Origin of the sequence: Streptomyces sp. NPDC048436, from assembly GCF_043200355.1 — a bacterium.
In the GTDB taxonomy this organism is placed as follows: Bacteria; Actinomycetota; Actinomycetes; order Streptomycetales; family Streptomycetaceae; genus Streptomyces.
Genome location: NZ_JBICXP010000016.1, coordinates 131,858 through 149,406, shown reverse-complemented (window position 1 = coordinate 149,406; position 17,549 = coordinate 131,858). Strand labels below are relative to the sequence as shown.

The 17,549-nt window shown below is 70.2% G+C and carries 17 protein-coding genes; 10 read left to right on the top strand and 7 right to left on the bottom strand.

Translation table 11 applies throughout. The features are described 5' to 3' along the window. Nucleotides 1-12: 12 nt before the first annotated feature. The 3 genes from ACGFX9_RS36075 to ACGFX9_RS36065 all read left to right on the top strand — a co-directional run bounded on the left by ACGFX9_RS36075 (nt 13) and on the right by ACGFX9_RS36065 (nt 4,047). Entirely contained in the window at nt 13-1,338 is a 1,326-nt protein-coding gene (locus ACGFX9_RS36075; RefSeq protein WP_393483294.1) for an erythromycin esterase family protein, read from the top strand. A 125-nt stretch (nt 1,339-1,463) separates the two neighbouring features. Next, nucleotides 1,464-2,717 carry an MFS transporter gene (locus ACGFX9_RS36070; protein ID WP_393483397.1) on the top strand — a complete coding sequence of 418 codons (1,254 nt, stop codon included), beginning with the start codon at nt 1,464-1,466 and terminating at the stop codon, nt 2,715-2,717. Between the two features lie 58 nt (nt 2,718-2,775). Continuing rightward, the gene (locus ACGFX9_RS36065) at nt 2,776-4,047 is read left to right on the top strand and encodes a serine-threonine protein kinase (protein WP_393483291.1); all 1,272 of its coding nucleotides are present in this window, start codon (nt 2,776-2,778) and stop codon (nt 4,045-4,047) included. An 11-nt stretch (nt 4,048-4,058) separates the two neighbouring features. Here the strand turns inward: ACGFX9_RS36065 and ACGFX9_RS36060 are convergent, their stop codons facing one another. Further along, entirely contained in the window at nt 4,059-6,875 is a 2,817-nt protein-coding gene (locus tag ACGFX9_RS36060) for a penicillin acylase family protein (protein WP_393483286.1), read from the bottom strand. A 249-nt stretch (nt 6,876-7,124) separates the two neighbouring features. On the opposite strand from ACGFX9_RS36060, the gene ACGFX9_RS36055 reads away from it, so the two are divergent. Then, entirely contained in the window at nt 7,125-7,733 is a 609-nt protein-coding gene (locus ACGFX9_RS36055; RefSeq protein ID WP_393483283.1) for a hypothetical protein, read from the top strand. Between the two features lie 15 nt (nt 7,734-7,748). On the opposite strand, the gene ACGFX9_RS36050 is transcribed toward ACGFX9_RS36055, so the two are convergent. Beyond that, nucleotides 7,749-8,270, bottom strand: coding sequence for a hypothetical protein (locus ACGFX9_RS36050; protein ID WP_393483281.1), 522 nt, complete (start codon nt 8,268-8,270; stop codon nt 7,749-7,751). A gap of 39 nt (nt 8,271-8,309) precedes the next feature. Here ACGFX9_RS36050 and ACGFX9_RS36045 point away from each other — a divergent pair, with 39 nt between their 5' ends. Next, nucleotides 8,310-9,050 carry a 3-keto-5-aminohexanoate cleavage protein gene (locus ACGFX9_RS36045; RefSeq protein ID WP_393483394.1) on the top strand — a complete coding sequence of 247 codons (741 nt, stop codon included), beginning with the start codon at nt 8,310-8,312 and terminating at the stop codon, nt 9,048-9,050. A gap of 575 nt (nt 9,051-9,625) precedes the next feature. Here ACGFX9_RS36045 and ACGFX9_RS36040 read toward each other — a convergent pair. Then, nucleotides 9,626-10,201, bottom strand: coding sequence for a helix-turn-helix domain-containing protein (locus ACGFX9_RS36040; protein ID WP_393483279.1), 576 nt, complete (start codon nt 10,199-10,201; stop codon nt 9,626-9,628). A 102-nt stretch (nt 10,202-10,303) separates the two neighbouring features. Here ACGFX9_RS36040 and ACGFX9_RS36035 point away from each other — a divergent pair, with 102 nt between their 5' ends. Both ACGFX9_RS36035 and ACGFX9_RS36030 read left to right on the top strand, forming a co-directional pair. Next, nucleotides 10,304-11,470, top strand: a complete 1,167-nt coding sequence (locus ACGFX9_RS36035) for an aryl-sulfate sulfotransferase (RefSeq protein ID WP_393483276.1) — start codon at nt 10,304-10,306, stop codon at nt 11,468-11,470. A 4-nt stretch (nt 11,471-11,474) separates the two neighbouring features. After that, nucleotides 11,475-12,797: a uracil-xanthine permease family protein gene (locus tag ACGFX9_RS36030; RefSeq protein WP_393483273.1), complete on the top strand. Its 1,323-nt coding sequence runs from the start codon at nt 11,475-11,477 to the stop codon at nt 12,795-12,797. On the opposite strand, the gene soxR is transcribed toward ACGFX9_RS36030, so the two are convergent. Continuing rightward, a complete protein-coding gene (soxR, locus tag ACGFX9_RS36025) occupies nt 12,754-13,221 on the bottom strand; it encodes a redox-sensitive transcriptional activator SoxR (protein WP_393483270.1) in 468 nt (155 codons plus the stop codon). The genes ACGFX9_RS36030 and soxR overlap by 44 nt on opposite strands. 116 nt (nt 13,222-13,337) lie before the next feature. Between soxR and ACGFX9_RS36020 the strand changes: the two genes are divergently transcribed. After that, complete coding sequence (locus tag ACGFX9_RS36020; protein ID WP_393483267.1) at nt 13,338-13,802, top strand: MaoC family dehydratase; 465 nt, start codon at nt 13,338-13,340, stop codon at nt 13,800-13,802. A 15-nt stretch (nt 13,803-13,817) separates the two neighbouring features. Here ACGFX9_RS36020 and ACGFX9_RS36015 read toward each other — a convergent pair whose 3' ends face one another. From ACGFX9_RS36015 to ACGFX9_RS36005, 3 genes are all read right to left on the bottom strand, one after another. Continuing rightward, a complete protein-coding gene (locus ACGFX9_RS36015; RefSeq protein ID WP_393483264.1) occupies nt 13,818-14,453 on the bottom strand; it encodes a TetR/AcrR family transcriptional regulator in 636 nt (211 codons plus the stop codon). A gap of 68 nt (nt 14,454-14,521) precedes the next feature. After that, entirely contained in the window at nt 14,522-14,812 is a 291-nt protein-coding gene (locus ACGFX9_RS36010) for a YiaA/YiaB family inner membrane protein (RefSeq protein WP_393483262.1), read from the bottom strand. A gap of 86 nt (nt 14,813-14,898) precedes the next feature. After that, on the bottom strand, nt 14,899-16,050 hold the full coding sequence (locus ACGFX9_RS36005; RefSeq protein ID WP_393483259.1) for an acyl-CoA dehydrogenase family protein: 1,152 nt from the start codon (nt 16,048-16,050) through the stop codon (nt 14,899-14,901). A gap of 84 nt (nt 16,051-16,134) precedes the next feature. On the opposite strand from ACGFX9_RS36005, the gene ACGFX9_RS36000 reads away from it, so the two are divergent. Continuing rightward, nucleotides 16,135-16,785: a TetR/AcrR family transcriptional regulator gene (locus tag ACGFX9_RS36000; protein WP_393483256.1), complete on the top strand. Its 651-nt coding sequence runs from the start codon at nt 16,135-16,137 to the stop codon at nt 16,783-16,785. Between the two features lie 43 nt (nt 16,786-16,828). After that, on the top strand, nt 16,829-17,536 hold the full coding sequence (locus ACGFX9_RS35995) for an ArsR/SmtB family transcription factor (RefSeq protein ID WP_393483253.1): 708 nt from the start codon (nt 16,829-16,831) through the stop codon (nt 17,534-17,536). Nucleotides 17,537-17,549 lie beyond the last annotated feature (13 nt).

Here is a 17,549-nt window from a genome sequence, read left to right as displayed (position 1 = left end):
AGGAGATTCCGCATGGCACGGACAGCAGGACGCAGGGTTCCGGTATTGCTGGTCAGCGCGCTCGGCCTAGGGGTGCTCATCGCCCCTCAGGCCGGCGCGGCCCCTGCGTCCACGGACCCCGTACCGGCGATCGAGCGCGCGGCCCACGCCCTGCGCTCGACCGGTCCGGGCGGCTCCATGAAGGACCTGAGGCCGATGGGCCGGATGGTGGGTGACGCTTCGGTGGTGGGCCTGGGTGAGGCCACACACGGTTCGCACGAGTTCTTCACCATGAAGGACCGCGTGTTCCGCTATCTCGTGGAGGAGAAGGGGTTCACCACCTTCGCCCAGGAGGTCAGCTGGACCACGGGCCTGCGTTTCGACGCGTACGTGCGTGGAGGCGAGGGCGACGTGCGCGCGCTCGTCCACAAGGAACTGGCGAAGACCCCGTGGGACACAAAGGAGTACGTCGAGCTCCTGACGTGGATGCGCGCCTACAACGACAAGCATCCGCCCCGCCAGGTGCGCTTCATGGGCGATGACCTCAACTACCCGGAGATCGGGGTCGAGTTGTTCGAGGGGGTGGAGGACTACATACGCGCACACGAGCCGGACCTGCTGCCCAGGATCACCGAGCTGTACGCGCCGATCCGCCGCCTCACGAATGGCGACGCGTACATGGCGAGGCCTCTGGAGGAGCGGCGGGAGCTGGCCGGGAAGGCACGCGAGGCACTCCGGCTCCTGGAGAAGCGCGAACCCTCGTCGAAAAGCACGAAGTTCACCTGGGCGCTCCAGCACGCCCGCTCCCTCTCACAGACCGCTACCGTCTACGCCTTCGCCCTGGACACCCCCGAGGGCCAGAAGGACGCCATGCTGTACCGCGACCGCCTGATGGCGCGGAACACCGCCTGGTGGCAGCGGCACACCGGCGGCAAGGTCCTCCTGTCGGCACACAACGCCCATGTGTCGTACGAGAGTTATGACCCCCGCTACCCGAAGATGCAGGGCGCCTTCCTGCGGGACCGGCTCGGCAAGCGGTATGTGAGCATCGGGTTCACCTTCGACCAGGGGTCGTTCATGGCGCAGAGCGCGGAGTCCGAGGTGTGGAAGCCCCGCTCGGTGGGCGCGGCCACGCGCGGCATGAACGAATACACGCTCGACAAGGTGCGCCACGACGACTATTTCCTGGACATGCGGACCGCTCCCGCGCCCGCCCGCAAATGGCTCGGCAAGGGCCGGCTGACCCAGAGCATAGGGACGGCCTACCCCGACGGGCCATACAAGATCCAACTCGCGCCCTCGCACGACATCCTCGTCCATCTGCACCGCGTCACCGCAGCTCACCGCCAGTCTCAATGATCGAGACAGGCCGTCCTGCCTATTGACTGGCCCATACATCCACCGTGAGAGTGCCGCTCGTGCACAGCGAAATCTCCCCAGAGAAGACCCAGCCGGACGCCGAGCCGGAGGCGAGCCCCGAGAGCATGCGCCGGGTGGCAGTGGCGTCGTTCATCGGGACGGCCATCGAGTTCTACGACTTCTACATCTACGGCACGGCGGCCGCCCTCGTGCTCAACGAGGCGTTCTTCCCGACCCTCGACCCGGTCAACGCCACCCTCGCCTCCTTCTCCACCTACGCGGTGGCGTTCGCGGCACGGCCCATCGGCTCGGTTGTTTTCGGGCACTTCGGTGACCGGGTCGGGCGCAAATCGGTGCTCGTGGCCTCGCTGCTGCTCATGGGTCTGTCGACGGCGCTCGTAGGACTGCTTCCCGGCTACGGCACGCTGGGCGTCTGGGCGCCGGTCCTGCTGATCCTGCTGCGCTTCCTCCAGGGCATCGGGCTCGGCGGTGAGTGGGGCGGCGCCGCGCTCCTCGCGGTGGAGCACGCGCCGAAGAAGAAGCGCGGCCTGTACGCCGCCTTCCCCCAACTCGGCCCGTCCGTGGGGTTCTTCGCGGCGACCGGTGTCTTCTGGCTCCTTTCGTCCGTCCTGAGCGACGACGCGTTCCGGTCCTGGGGCTGGCGCGTGCCGTTCCTGCTCTCCTTCCTGCTGGTCGGCGTAGGACTCTTCGTACGCCTGCGCATCAGCGAGACTCCGGTCTTCGCGAAGGTCATGGACGCGCAGGAGGCCAGCAAGGTCCCCACGCTCGACGTGCTGCGGCGCTATCCGCGTGAACTGCTGCTCGGCGCGGGCGGGATGATCGTCGCGTACGGCCTCTTCTATACGGCGACGACGTACTGCCTCGCCTACTCCACCGGCACGCTTGGCGTCTCCCGCAACACCATGCTGGGCCTGTCGCTGGTCGCCTGCCTCTTCCTCGCCGCCGGAACGTGGCTCGCCGCGACCCGCTCCGACGGTGTGGGCCGCCGCAAGCTGATCCTCGTGGGCGCGGGGCTGGCGGCGGTGTGGGGTCTGGTGCTCTTCCCGCTCCTGGACACCGAGCAGCCGGTGCTCATGGCCCTGGCGATCGGCGGGGCGCTGTTCTGCATGGGCGTGGTGTACGGGCCGATGGGCGCATATCTGCCGGAGCTGTTCGGCACCAACGTGCGCTACTCGGGCGCCTCGCTCGCCTACAACCTGGGCGGTGTCCTCGGCGGCGCGGTCTCCCCTCTGGTGGCGACGCGGCTGCAGTCCGCGTTCGGCTCCTCCTCCGTGGGCTGGTACGTGAGCGCGATGGCGGTCGTGTCCCTGGTGTGTGTCCTCGCCCTGCCGGAAACCCGCGAGCGGGAACTGTCGTGAACTCGATAGACATGCGGGACATCTGGTCAGTACACCGTGGCCGCAGGACGATGGCCGCGTGGAGCCCTACTGGGAACTGACCTTCGACGCCGACGGAGATGTCGACACCGCGCAGCGCGATCACCTCCTCGCGGGGGTGGCCGACGAGCACGTCACCGATCTCCTCGTCCTCGCGCACGGCTGGAACAACGACCAAGACATGGCTACCGACCTCTACCGACGGTTCTTCGGGCCCTGCCGGGACCTCGCGGACCCGCGGGTACGCCTGGGATATGTGGGCGTGATGTGGCCCGCCATCCGCTTCCCCGACGAGCGGATCCCCGACTTCGAACCCTCGGTCACGGCCACCGCGGCGAACCCCGCGCCGGGCGTGGGACCCCTGCTCGACGAACCGACCCTGCGCCTCCTCACCCGCACGTTCCCCGGCCGTGAGACCGAACTCCTGCGAATCGGCGCCCTGTTGGCCGAGCACTCGCGGGTGCCCTCGCGGCTCTACGAGTACGGGCGGCTCGTCCGCGATCTGGTGGCCGTACACCAGAACAGCGCCGCTCAGCTCTTCGCCAACGACACGTGGGCGGGCGAGCCCGCGATGCTGACCGACGACGCGGTCGAGGTGTGCCAGATGTTCGCCGCGGCGATGGAGGGCACCGGACAGCTCGAACTCTTCGGCGGTCTGGGCAAACGGCTCTGGAGCGGGGCGCACGAACTGCTGCGCCAGGCCAGCTACTACGCCATGAAACGCCGGGCGGGCTCGGTGGGCCAACTGGGGCTCGGCCCCGCCATCGGGCTGCTCGCCCGTGAGGCACCTGACGTGCGGGTGCACCTCATCGGGCACAGCTTCGGCGCCCGCCTCGTGTCGTACGCGCTGCGCGGGATGCCCGCGCCGGTGCGTACGGTGAAGTCCACGACACTGCTCCAAGGGGCCTTCTCGCACTACGCGTTCTCCAACCGCCTGCCGCACGACCGCTCGCGCGGCGGCGCGCTGCACGGCGTACAGCGGCGGATCGACGGCCCCCTGGTGTCCTGCTACTCCCGCCACGACGCCGCGCTCGGCAAGATCTACCCCCTGGCGTCGAAGATCGCCGGGGACTCCTCTACCTTCCTCGGTCTGTGGGAGCGCTGGGGTGCCATCGGGTACGACGGCATCCGGGCGGTGGACGGCGCGAAGCGCGTCAAGCTGGGCCGGGCCATCCCCGCCAAGGGGTGCGTGAGTGTGGACGCGTCAGATGTGGTGCGCCGCGGGGGTCCGCCCGCCGGCGCGCACAGCGACATCTGCCATGAGGAACTGGCGCGTGTCGTGTTCGCCGCGGGGCGGATCCCTCTGGTGTGACTCCTTGCCGTCTAACGGTGCTTGGGGAACTCGACGACCTGCTGGTACGTGGGCCGGTTCTGCCACTGGATCGGCCCGTGCGTGATGCCGCCGAGCGCCCGGTGGATGATCGAGTCCGCGCACCACTGCTCGCCCGGCTCGCAGTTGTCGTCGCCGGGATACACCTCGGTCGCGGGCTTCGCGACGGCCTGCGTCAGGGTGGCCAGGAGCGCGTCACGGCAGGCGTCGAGCTTCCCATCGCCGCAGTAGGCGTCCCCGAGCTTGCCCTCCACGGGCTCCCCGAGCACCGCCCGCAGATCCTTGTCCGCGAAGCCCCACCAGCCGTACTGGAAGGCCGATCCGGCGTGCGCACCGGTGGGGCCGTGGCCCGCGGACGGTGACTCGTCGGTCCCGAGCTGCGCCGTCAGCGACTCGTACAGGTCCTTGCCCATGCCCGGCTTGAACTCGGCCTCGATCAGCAGGGGCCACCAGGCGTCCATGATGCGTACGGCGTCGGGGTGCGCGTAGGTCCTGGAGCCCGCCGCCGTCTGGTTGCGCTGCGCCCCGGCCTTGCGCCACGCCTCCAACTGCTGGACAGCCTTGGCCTGTTGGGGGTCGGTGACGGGCTTGCTCCGCACCACCTTGAGCAGCTCGGGCAGCACCTGCTCGCCGCGCAGATCGGTGACGGCCGCCTCCGACATGGCCTGGGTCAGCGCGGCGCGTGTCACGCCGCCCTCCTGGGTGAGCTTCTTGACCCGTCCGTCGAGCAGGTCGCCGCGGTGCACGGCGCTCAGGCCGAAGCCCGCCGTGCTGAAGTCCTTGGCCTGCTTGTTGTTCCAGGAGATGTAGTAGTCCTGGTTGACGGACTGCGGGTGTTCGCCCGGCGGGGTCTGTGCCGAGGTGTTGTCCTCAGGGTCGAAGTCCTGCCATTCGTACGCCTCTTGGGCCTTCACCGGAAGCGCGGGGTCGATGTCCTTGGCGCGCTCGGGGTTCGCGCCGCTGTTGTAGTACGCGATGTCGCGGGAGTCGGCGTAGAACCAGTTGAAGGCGTAACTGATGTTCTGGGCCGCCTTCTTGAAGGTCGAGGCGTCCTTGACGTACGACGGGTCGTTGAGCATCTGGAAGCCGATGATCGAGTCGGCCTCGTGGCGGTAGGTGGAGCGCAGCGAGACGTACGCGACGGGCTTGCCGTCGACGTTCGCGCGGTGCGTCACGACGCCGTACTTCGTGCGGTGCACCTGCATGCGGTAGGAGCCCGCGGCGGTGGAGTCGGCGAGGGTGGGCTTCCAGGCGTTCTTGCGCTCCAGCTTCTCCATGGGGGTGCAGGTGCCGTGGTGGACGTAGTGGGTGGACTGCTTCGTGGGCGCGCCGCCGCCCGGTTCGCACAGTTCGACGGCGTACGTGTCGGTGATGTCCTGCCCGGCGGACGTGGCCGACCAGGCGTAGTCCTGGCCGCGCCCGAGCTGGACGTACATCCCGACACCCGCGAAGGAGACACCGCGCGCGCTGATGCCGGGACCCTGGAGCTCCTGCTGCATCAGCAGCTGCGGGGCGAAGTAGCCGGTCTGCGGGCCGAAGACGGCGACCGGGTTTCCGCTCGCGGTGTGCTTGCCGGAGACGAGCAGGGCGTTCGACATGCCCTTCTTGCTGCCGTCCTTCTTGAAGAGGTCGGCGGGCAGCACCCCGTCGTCGTACATCCCCTGGAGCGGCTTGAGCTTCTTGGGCGCCTTGACCGGGTCCTTGGCCGCCGTCTTGGCCCCGCCCTCACGGTCGTACACGAGCTGTTCGCGCTCGACCGAGCCGGGGTCGGGCATCGCGGTGCCGCGCGCGTTCGCCGGCTTGCCCGCGTACGGGAAGCTCGTGCCGTCATGGATGGTCTGGACGGCCTCGGGGTCGTTGCGGGCGCGGAAGGACTCCCAGACCTTGGTGCCCTTCTCGACGCCGTACTTCTCCTGGGACTTCAGGAGGGACAGGGCGGCGTCGACCTCTCCCCCGCCGCCGTTGCCGAAGAGCCCGCCGACGACGGACGCGAGCGCGATCATGTCGGTGATCTTGAAGGGCTGGATCTCACCGATGTTGGTGATCGCGTCGATCTTGCCGGTGAGGACGTACTCGCCGGGGAAGTAGCGGCCGTTCTTGGACTTCACACGGTAGGCGTTGAGCCCGTCTATGTAGGCCTGCGCGTCCTCCATGGCCTGTTTGCCGCGCTCGCCCTGGGTCGTCTTTATGTACTCGACCTGCTTCTCCAGGTCCTCCTCGGTGTACGGGGCCTGCGGCCAGAACTGCTGCTCCAGGCCCTGGTTGGCGAGCGCGCCGCCCGCGAAGGAGGTCAGTTCGCCGCGGCCGATGTGCCGGAAGAGATCGATGAGCCAGAGCCGGTCCTGCCCGGCCGCGAAGCCCGCCCCGAACTCGGTGCCGTAGCGCGTGCTGCCCTTGATGTGCGGGATGCCGTATTTCTTGTCCCGGGTGATCGTCACGTCGTCGCGCGGCTTGGTGACGGAAGCCGCCTGGCCGTCCGGTACGCCGAAGGAGGCGTCGTCGAAGAACTCCGTCAGCTTGTCGTCGGTGAGCGACGGATATCCGGAGGAGAGCTTGTCGTAGGGCCCCAACTGGTCTTCCGCGTGGGCGGGTTTGGTGCCGAAGACGCGGTGACCGAGGATCTCGGCGAGCGTGGCGTTGCCGTTCGCGCCGGGCGGCAGCACGTCCGCACACTGCCCCTCGCAGTAGTCGGTGGCTGCCGGCGGGGGCTCGTCTGCCGCCGTCCCCTGCTGCGGCGCGAGGAGGGACGCGGCGAGGGCGAGCGCCGCGGTGGCGGTGAGGGTTCTGAGCCGGACGATGCGCTGTCGCATGTGTGCTCCTCTGGGCTCCGCTTGTGCTCCTGTGGGAGGGAGTTGGGGCGGAGGTTACTGGCGGGTTGCCGAACCCGGAAGATGAACATGCGTCGCCTTTCCAGAATCGTCACATCGTCGCTGCTCAACGCCCTACATCTCGGGTCTGATGGCATCCATCCGAAATCGGATGGGCCACAAGGGAGCCGAATCGCGTGTCGATACGTCTACTCGGCAACGTCCGAGAACGTGCGACGGAGGTGCAGGGCGATGGCCGGATTCCGGAGTCTCGCGAGACAGGTGCGTGATCCGCTGAGCGATTTGGCACTGCGGCGGTACTCACTGCGCAAGTGCCTGGAGAGGTTCGCCCCTTACGGCCACCGGGCCACCTGGGACCATCTGTGCTCCCGCGCGGGCTTCGGCCCCGAGGACCGGTCGCCCGACCCGGCGCGGCTCGTGGCCGCGCTCGACGAGCTTGAGGCCGCGCGTGCGGTCTGGCTCGCGTACGAGGAAGACTTCGCGGAGCGGCGCCGCAAGGAGAAGCACGACGGGCTCAGGCGGCCCGGCAGCGCCGACGACTGGCACCGCTGCACCTGGGGAGGGTGCGGGGTCGCCTGGTGCGACGATCCCGGCGTCCACCCCTCCGAACCGCTCGCCGAGGTGCTGCGCCGGCTGATAGCCGCCCTTGAGCGGGAGCCGGACGCGGTCTGCCCGGTGTGCGCGCGGCCCGACCTCGTCTGGATGTACGGCCTCGCGCACGAGCCCTCCGCGGGCGCCGTCTGCACGGGCTGCGGGATCGTGGTGCCGGACCCGGTGCTCACGCCCACGGCGAGGGAGCGGGCTCGGGCCCGGCGGGAACGGCCGCTGGTCACGGCGTGAAGGCGGGTCGTCCGGTCAGGGCGTCGAGACGTCCCACTGGATGGCCAGCTTGAACTCGGCGAGCACGAGCGGCGCGGCGATCTTCACGTCGCCCGTGCCGCGCGCCGATACCTTCAGGCCGACCGGTGTCTGCGGATGCACGAACATCTGCCAGGTGTACGTGCGGTACTGCCCGCCCCTGGTCGCGGCCCAGTCGGTGGTGGCCGTCGAGTCGTACCCCGTCGAGCCGCCGAGCGGATCGCGTACGTAGCGCGCGCGGTACTCCGTGGGCCGGGCGTCCGGGGCCCAGAAGATCATCGCCGACAGGGTGCCCCAGCCGTCGTGGCTCGGCCAGATGAGCCCGGAGCGGGCGTCGGGAAACTTCGACGGCCTTGTGCCGACCCCCTTGTCGGGGTCGTGCATGTGCCACGGGTCGTACGACTCCTCGGCGTCCTGGTACGGGAACCGCACGAGGTGGTAACCGTCGCTGTCGTACGTGATCTTCTGTCGCCCCGTGCGGGCTGCCTCCCACTTCAACGAGCAGACGGCGATTCCCATCGGCCCTCCCCTGTGTGTTGTCGTGTGTGCTGTCCTGTGGTGATGCAGGTATGTCTGAACGGCGCCCGCGGCGCGGGCGATGGCGCGCTGATCCCCCTGTCGCCCGGGGCGATGGCCGAGTCCGCGGCGGAGGCCGTCGCGGTCGGCGCTCGGGATGTTCATGTACACCCCAAGTCACCTTGTGGGCAAGACACGTTGACGTCACGGGCGGTTGCGGCCGCGCTTGAGGCGATCCGTTCCGCGGTTTCCGTCCCGGTCGGGGTGACCACGGGCGCGTGGGCGGAACCGGACCCTGACCAGCGGGTGGCGCAGATCCGCGCGTGGACGGTGCTGCCGGACCACGCGTCGGTCAACTGGCATGAGCCGGGCGCGGAGGCGGTGGCTCAGGCGCTCCTCGCGCGTGGCGTGGGCGTGGAGGCGGGGATCTGGTCGGGCACGGACGGCGCTCGGCTCTTCGCGGCGTCGCCGCTCGGTCCGCGGGTGCTGCGGGTCCTCGCGGAGGTGATGGACCCGGATCCGGCCACGGCACGGGGCTCGGCCCGCGCGCTCCTTGCCGCGATCGGCGCGGCGCATGGCCGCCCTGTTCTGCTGCACGGGGAGGAGGGGGGTACTTGGCCTGTGTTGCGCCTGGCGGGGCGCTTGGGTCTTGCGACCCGGGTTGGTCTGGAGGACACGTTGGTCCTGCCGGACGGGGGTGCGGCGATCTCTAACGCTCAGTTGGTCTCGGCGGGGCTTTCCGTCTTGCTCGGGGGTGCGGGCAATCCTTCCCCCGCATCATGACCTGCCCGAACAGGCCTCTCCCACCCACCCGCCCGTTCACCCCGCATCCGCCCCTGAACGAACAAGCTTTCCCGCCCACCCACCCGATTGCCCCGCAGCGCTGATGAGTGAGGGGTGGGCGGGCGGGTGACTCGTGTGACGCGGGGTTGGTGGGTCTCGTACAGCGCTGGGGAGCCGTGCACGTAAGACGGCGGGCGGGTGGGGGGCAGCGTGCATGGTGCCATCCGACACGAGCCGCGGGCGGGCGACGGCTGCCACGTGTTCGCAGTCGGCGACAGCCCCACTCGTCCGCAGTCGGCAGTGAGACGCGAGGGGACGTGTCGGTATTTCCGCCCGGAGCACGGTTCGCGGCGCTCCGGTGCCGCAGTAGCCCATCGGCCACCGGACGATAGCGAGGACGGACATACCGGCGCGGCCCCGCACCCACAGACGAACAGACCCCGCACCCCGGCCACCCGCACCACGGCCCCGCAGCCAAAACGGACAGGCACCGCACCCCCGGCCCAGCACACCCCCGCCCCCAGACGACCCGCACCGCACCACCCGCAGGCGTAGACGTAGACGTACCGGACTCCTCAGCGTCCAGCCTCGTCCGTCACCCGCACCCCATCGGCGATTCCGACCACCAAGACCCGCGTCCCCGCCTCCAACGGCCGCCACCGGTGCGGCAGTTCCGCCGCGCAGTACAGCGTGTCGCCCCGCTCCAGGCGGTACACGGAGCCGTCCGCCTCCACCTCCGCCGAGCCATCCGCCACGTACAGGACCTCGTCGTTGCGGTGACGGTACTCGCGCCCCCAGCCATGGTCACCGGTGAACTCCAGGGCGTGCAGCCTCTGGTGGCCCCGGACCAGCGGGCGCATCCGGCCCTCGCCCTCACCCTCGCCCACGGACGCCGACCCACCCCGCACCACGTCCACCGGACGCGGCGGATCCGCCGAGGCGAGGAGTTGGACCGCCGTGGTGTCCAGGGCGTCCGCGATGCGCTGCAAGGACCCCATGCTGGGCCGGGAGCGGCCGTTCTCCACCTGGCTCAGGAAGGGCGCCGACACCCCCGCCCGTTCCGCCACATCGGCCAGCGTCAGGTCCAGGGCGCGGCGCAGCCTGCGGATCCCGGGACCGACCTGCGGGGCGTCCGCATCACTCTTACCCACGTCGCTCACCCACGTCGCTCACCCATGTCCCTCAGCCTATCCCGTGGGTTAATGTCTTCCGCGTCGCTTAATAAAGTTAAGTAGAGAGGACCGACCACCACCATGGCCCACGTAGACCAGAACCAACGCCGCCGCCGCACCACCGGCCTCATCGCCCTCGACGAGGACGCCAGTTACGGCGGCTACACCCTCTTCGCGCCCCTCACCGGCTCCGGCGAGGTCTACCTCATCGACGCCCACGGCGAGATCGCCCACCAGTGGAACCTCCCGCACCGCCCGGGCCGGCACGCCCGCATCCTGCCCAACGGCAACCTCGCCTACAGCGGCGTACTCCCCAACGAGACCGACGAGCCGGACGAGCCGGACGAGCCCACCCTCTTCCCGATGTGGCACAAGTACCGCGGCGGAATCATGCAGGAGATCGCCCCGGACGGCACGGTCCTGCGCGAGCACCGCGACCGCTTCCAGCACCACGACGCGCACCACTACGGGGACGGCCGTCTCCTCTACACCGCGCTCGAACCCCTGACCGGCGCCGACGCGGCAGCCGTACGCGGTGGCGTGCCCGGCTCCGAGGCCGAAGGCGGCACGGTGTGGGCGGACACGATCGTCGAGGTGGACGCCGAGGGGAACACCACCTGGGAGTGGAAGGTCGCCGAGCGGCTCGACCGGGAGGACTTCCCGCTCCACCCCGACTACGCCCGCGAGCACTACCCGCTGATCAACAGCGTCCTGCCGACCAGCGACGGCAACATCCTCGCCAGCTTCCGCTCGGTCTCCGCCGTCGTCGTCATATCCCGCGAGACCGGCGACATCATCTGGCGCTCCGAGCCCGGCACCGTCTCCCAGCAGCACTGCCCGACCGAGCTGGAGAACGGGAACTTCCTCGTCTTCGACAACGGCGTCTTCCGCCCGCACTGGGACGTGCCGTTCAGCCGGGTCATCGAGATCGAGCGGGCGAGCGGCAAGGTCGTCTGGGAGTACCACGACCCGGCCCGCGAGTCGTTCTTCGCGCCCTTCATGGGCAGCGCCCAGCGCCTTCCGAACGGCAACACCCTGATCGCCGACTCCCCCGCGGGCCGCCTCTTCGAGGTCACCGAGGACGGCTATCTGTGCTGGGAGTACATCGTTCCGTTCTTCGGCGGCTATGAGGAGGAAGAGGTTCGTAAGCTCTTCCCCTCCGAGCCCAACGCCGTCTTCCGCGCCTACCGTTACGCCGCGTCCGAACTGCCCTGGCTCGCCCCGACTCCCGCTCCCGCGAAGGGCTGAGCCCGTGGTGGCCGCCGTCGACGAGCGCCTCCCCCTGCCGCGCCTCGCCCCGCTCGCCGTCCAGCACCTGCTCGCCGGGATCGCCGCCCCCGTCTCCTCGGTGATCCTGATCGGTACGACGCTGCGCCTGTCCGCGGCCCAGACGGCCTCGCTGCTCAGCGCCACCCTGGTGCTGTGCGGCATCGGGGCGCTGCTCCAGTCCCTCGGGGTGCGGGTGCTGCGCGTCGGCGCCCGGCTGCCGTTCCTGATGCTGCCGGGCGGGGCCGCGGTGGCGATCTTCCTGCAGATCGGGAAGGAGTACGGGCCCGCCACGGCCTCGGGGTCCGTACTGACCGCCGCGGCCTTCCTGATCTGCGTACTGCCCTTCTACGGAAGGGTGGTGCGGCTGTTCCCGCCGCTGGTGATGGGCACGACGGTCGTCCTGATCGGCATCAACATGATCAAGGTGACGGCACCGATGGTGGCGTCGGGGCCGGGGGCCGGTTTCGCGACGCTCGGCGTCATCGCCGTCCTCTTCCTCGTCCTGCGGGGCGTGTGGCGGCAGATGGCGGTGCTCTTCGGCCTCGCGGGCGGCACGCTCATCGCACTCCTGCTCGGCACGGACATCCACCTCGCGTCCGGCAGCTCCTTCGCGCTGCCGGACGCGTTTCCGTACGGCGCCCCGCACTTCGACCTCCTCGCGGCGCTCCCGCTGCTCGTCTTCGCGCTCGCCTCGCTCGCCGAGGCCACGGGGCAGACGGTGCTCAACAGCGAGGCGGTGGGCCGCACTCCGGACGCGGGCCGTGACGTACCGCGCATCGCACGGGCCGACGCCCTCGTCTCGCTCGCCGGGGGCGTCTTCGGCACCTCGCTGATGGTGACAAGCGCCGAGAACATCGGCATCGTCCAACTGACGCGCGTACGCAGCCGGTTCGTCACCGCGGGCGCGGGCGTGCTGCTCGTCGTCTGCGGGCTGCTGACACCGCTGACGCGGGTGCTCGCCGCCATCCCCGAGCCGGTGATCGGTGCGGCGGGCCTGGTGATCTACGCGGTGATCGCCGTCCTCGGCTTCAGCATGCTCTCCCGGGTCGACCTCGCCCACGGCACCGACAGCGTGGTCGTCGCGCTGGCCCTGGTCGTGGGGCTGCTGCCGGTGATGACCCCCGAGCTGTACGCGCCGCTGCCGTCGTGGGCGCACACGATCTTCGGCAGCGGAGTGGCGGCCGGTGCGCTCGCCGCGGTGGTCCTGAGCGCGGCCTTCCGCCATCTGGGGCCGCGGGAACGGCCCGTGGTCATGCCCGGGGTCATGTCCGGGGCCGACGCTCCACCAACAGACGGGAGCCCGTGAGGCGTTCGCCGAAGACGTCGTCCGGGTTGGAGAGCACGCAGGTCTCCAGGGAGAGACAGCCGCAGCCGATGCAGTCCGTGAGGTGATCGCGCAGCCGCCCCAGCTGCTTGATCCGCTCATCGAGTTCGGAGCGCCAGGCCTCCGAGAGGCGCGCCCAGTCCTCGCGGGTGGGGGTGCGCTCCTCGGGGAGCGAGTCGAGGGCCGCACGGATGGTCGCGAGCGGGATGCCGACGCGCTGGGCGGCGCGGACGAAGGCCACGCGGCGCAGGGTGTCACGGTGGTAGCGGCGCTGGTTGCCCGAGGTGCGGCGGCTGCTGATCAGGCCCTTGGACTCGTAGAAGTGCAGGGCGGACACGGCGGCACCGCTACGGGCGGAAAGCTGGCCGACCGTGAGCTCGTGGATCTTCTCTGGGATCTGGGGCACCCCTCAGACCCTAATGGCTGGTCCGGCGGCAGAGATGCCTGGTCCGTTGACACACGTCGGCGTACACAGCATGCTGAGCAAGCGCTTAGTTCGAATACTTTGAGGAGGCCAGGGACATGGCAGAGCCGAGGATCTTCGCGTCGCCCGACGACCTGCGTGCCGGAGTCGGCGAGCAGCTCGGACACAGCGACTGGCTGGAGGTCGACCAGAAGCGGATCGACCTGTTCGCCGACGCCACGGGGGACCACCAGTGGATCCACGTGGACGCGGAGAAGGCGGCGCAGGGCCCCTTCAAGACGACCATCGCGCACGGCTATCTGACGCTGTCGCTGCTGCCGAGCCTGGTACCGCAGGTCATGCGGGTCGAGGGCATGAAGATGGGGGTCAACTACGGCACCAACAAGGTCCGTTTCCCCTCGCCTGTGCCCTCGGGCTCCCGGGTGCGGGCGACCGCCGTACTCAAGGAGGTCGAGCGGACCAAGGACGGCGGTGTGCAGGTGACCGCCGTGGTCACCGTCGAGCGCGAGGGCGGCGAGAAGCCCGCCTGCGTCGCGGAGTCGGTGTCCCGCTACTACTTCTGAGCCCCGCCCGGGGAGTCAGGCGCCCTTCCGGGCCCCCACCATCCGCAGTACGAGGTCGGCGTAGAGCGCGCCGACCTCGTCGGGCGTCCGGTGACCGGCGACGTTGAACCAGCGGGCCACGTCGATGCAGAGCGAGAGCACGGCGAGCGTGGTGCCCGGCACGTCGGGGACGTCGAACTCGCCGTCCCGCACCCCGTCGTTGATCATGTCCCGCACGGCGGCGTCCGACTGCCGGCGCAGCGCGATGATCTCCGTGCGGTGCTCGTCGCCGAGCGCGTCGAGCTCGTACTGGACCACGCGCGCGGTGGTGTGGTGGGCGGCGTGCCAGCGGACGAAGGACCGCACGGCGTCGGTGAGCCGGTCCGCCGCCGTGCCCGGACCGTCGGCCGCCGCGCGCAGGATGTGCAGGGCCTTGTCGTGGCCGATCCTGCTGATGCGCAGGAGCAGCTCTTCCTTGGTCTTGTAGTGGATGTAGAGCGCCGCCGGGCTCATGCCCGCGCGGCCCGCGATGTCCCGGGTCGTCGTCGCGTGGTACCCGCGCTCGGCGAAGGCCTCGACGGCGGCGATCAGCAGCCGCCTCGCCGCATCAGGCGTGACCTCGCCCCATGGCTGGTCCTCGACCTCGACCTCGGTCTCCTCCGCCGCGCTCATCGCCCACTCCTTCCGCCGTTCGGAGGGACACCATACCCCTGACGGTGAGCAAGCGCTTAGGCCGCCGGTCAGACGGCCGGTTTGAACGGGTCGTGTTCGGCGAGGATCTTCTCCAGCCGGGCCTGGTCGACGCGGCTGACGAGCTGGTCGGCCTCCTGCCGGTCCCTGATCACCTTGGCGAGGGTGAACGCGGACGTCGTCAGGTACAGGACGGAGATGGCGAGGAAGGCGCGGATCCAGCCGCTGACGTCGAGGCTGTAGATGCCGATCGCCACCGCGCCGAGCGCCACGGCGAACGACGCGACCGCCTGGCCGTAGTAGGCGGTGGAACCCTGCTGCTTGACCGGTGTCTCACTCATGGTCAGAGCCTCGCCCAGGCAGGGCCGCGCCACATCCGCTCCCGTACTCAGCGCCCGTACTCAGTTCGCAGGCCCGTCACGCACGCTCAGAACGCCGAGACTCCGGTCAGCGCGCGCCCGATGACCAGCTTCTGGATCTGGCTCGTGCCCTCGTAGAGCGTCATCACGCGGGCATCGCGCAGCAGCTTGCCCGCCGGGTACTCGTCGATGTAGCCATAACCGCCGAACACCTGGAGCGCGTTGTTCGCGGCGCGCACCGCGGCCTCCGAGGCGAAGAGCTTGGCCTTGGAGGACTCCGTGGTGAAGGGCTGCCCCCGGTCGATGAGGTCGGCGACCCGCCAGGTCAGCAGGCGTGCGGCGTCCACGTCCACCGCGATGTCGGTGATCAGCTCCTGCACCAGCTGGTGGTGGGCGATGGTCTTGCCGAACTGCTCGCGCTCGCCTGCGTACGTCACCGCCGCGTCGAGGGCGGCCTGGGCGATGCCCACACACCCGGCGGCGACCGACATCCGCCCCTTGGCGAGCGCCGACATGGCGACCGAGAACCCCTTGCCCTCGGGCGCCATCATGGCCGACGCCGGGACCCGTACGTCCTCAAGGCTCAGCTCGGCGGTGGCCTGGCCGCGCAGGCCGAGCTTGCCGTGGATGGTGCGGCGGCTCAGGCCTGGGGTGTCGGTGGGCACGAGGAAGGCGGAGACGCCCTTGTGGCCGGGCGCGTCGCCGGTCCGCGCGAAGAGCAGCACGACATCGGCCCAAGTGCCGTTCGTGATGAACATCTTGGAGCCGTTGATGACATAGGAGTCGCCGTCGCGCACGGCCTTCGTCGAGAGGTTTCCCGCGTCGGAGCCGGTCCCCGGCTCGGTGAGTCCGAAGCAGCCGACGTACTCGCCGGAGGTGAGCCCCGGCAGCCACTGCTGCTTCTGCTCCTCGTCCCCCCAGTACGCGATGGTCTTGGCGACGAGCCCCAGCGATACGGAGACGATGCCGCGCACGGAGGAATCGCCGCGGCCGAGCTCCTCGGTCACCAGGCAGTACGCGAGGTGGTCGCCGCCGGAGCCGCCGTACTCCTCGTCGATGGTGAGCCCGAGGAAGCCGACCTCGCCGAGCTTCTTCACGATCGAGCGGTCCACGCTCTCGGCGCGGTCCCACTCGATCACGTGCGGGGCGATCTCGCGGGCCACGAAGTCCTTGGCCAGCTGCCGGACGGCGGACTGCTCCTCACTGAGCTCCAGATTCATCGCGGGCACCTCTTCGGGTCGGCTCGGTGGAACAAACTTAAATTAGCACTGCTAGTTTCTTGCGGCAGCCCTACTATGTGCCGCATGGCCCGACCGCGCAAGCCCCTCCTCAGCAGAGACCGCATCGTCGGGACGGCGCGCGCGCTCGTGGACGCCGAGGGCCTCGCGGCCGTCTCCACGCGCCGTCTGGCCGCCGAGCTCGGGGTCAGCGGACCCTCGCTCTACAACCACTTCCGCACGAAGGACCAGATCCTGGAGGCGGTCGCGGACTCGGTGAGCGCACAGGTCGATCTGTCGATGTTCGAGGCCGACGACGAGCGCGACTGGCGCACGGCGCTGCACGACTGGGCCGTCTCCTACCGCGCGGCGCTCACGCTGCACCCCAACATCGTCCCGGTCCTCGCAGGCGGGCCAGGGCGCCGCCCGGCCGGACTGCGGCTCGCGGACGCGGTGTTCGGGGCGATGGTCGACGCGGGCTGGCCCGCCGCGCAGGCCACGTCGATCGGCGCGCTGATGCGGTACTTCATCATGGGCTCGGCGCTCGGCTCGTTCGCCGGCGGCTTCGTGGACGACGAGACCGCGTACGACCCCGCCGACTATCCCCATCTGGGCCAGGCGCACCTCCTGGCCGAGCGCCAGCAGGAGATCGACGATCGGGCCTTCGAGACGGGCCTGCGGGCCCTGCTCGACGGCCTCGCGCTCCAGTACGCGCAGGTGGCGGCACCCACGCGGTGACGGTTCGGCGCGGACCGAACCGTTCCCGGCGCATCCTTGAGCCATGACGGATCCCGCAGCCCCCCGCCTTGCCACGCTCGCCGGGCTCATCGCCGACGAGACGCGCGCCGCCTGCCTGCTCGCCCTGCTCGACGGCCGCGCGTGGACGGCGGGCGAACTCGCCCGGCACGCGCGGGTCGCCGCGTCCACGATCAGCGAGCACCTGGGGAAGCTGGTCGCGGGCGGGCTGCTCACCGAGGAGCGGCAGGGGCGCCACCGCTACGTCCGGCTCGCCGACGCGCGGGCGGCGCAGCTGATCGAGGACCTGACCTCGTACGTGACGCGGGACGCCGCCGCGGTCCGGCCGCCGCGCACACTGCGGGAGGCCGGTGCGAGCGGGGCGATGGCGCGGGCGCGCACCTGTTACGACCATCTGGCGGGGCACTTGGGGATCACGATCACCGAGGCGATGACGGAGCGCGGCCTGTTGCGGCAGGACGCGGGGTTCGCCCTCACCGACGAAGGGCTCGGCTGGTTCGGGGAGCTGAGCATCGGCCTGGAGCGCACCGGCCGGCGCCCGCTGGCCCGCGGCTGCCTCGACTGGACGGAACGCAGGCCGCACTTGGCGGGCGTCGCGGGCGCGGCGCTGTGCCGGCACGCGCTGGACGCCGGGTGGTGCGTGCGGATCGGTTCGGAGCGGGCGGTCAGGGTGACGCCTGCCGGGTCCCGCGCCCTTCAGACGCACCTCGGTCTCGCCACCTCCGACAGGTAGATGTAAGTTACAT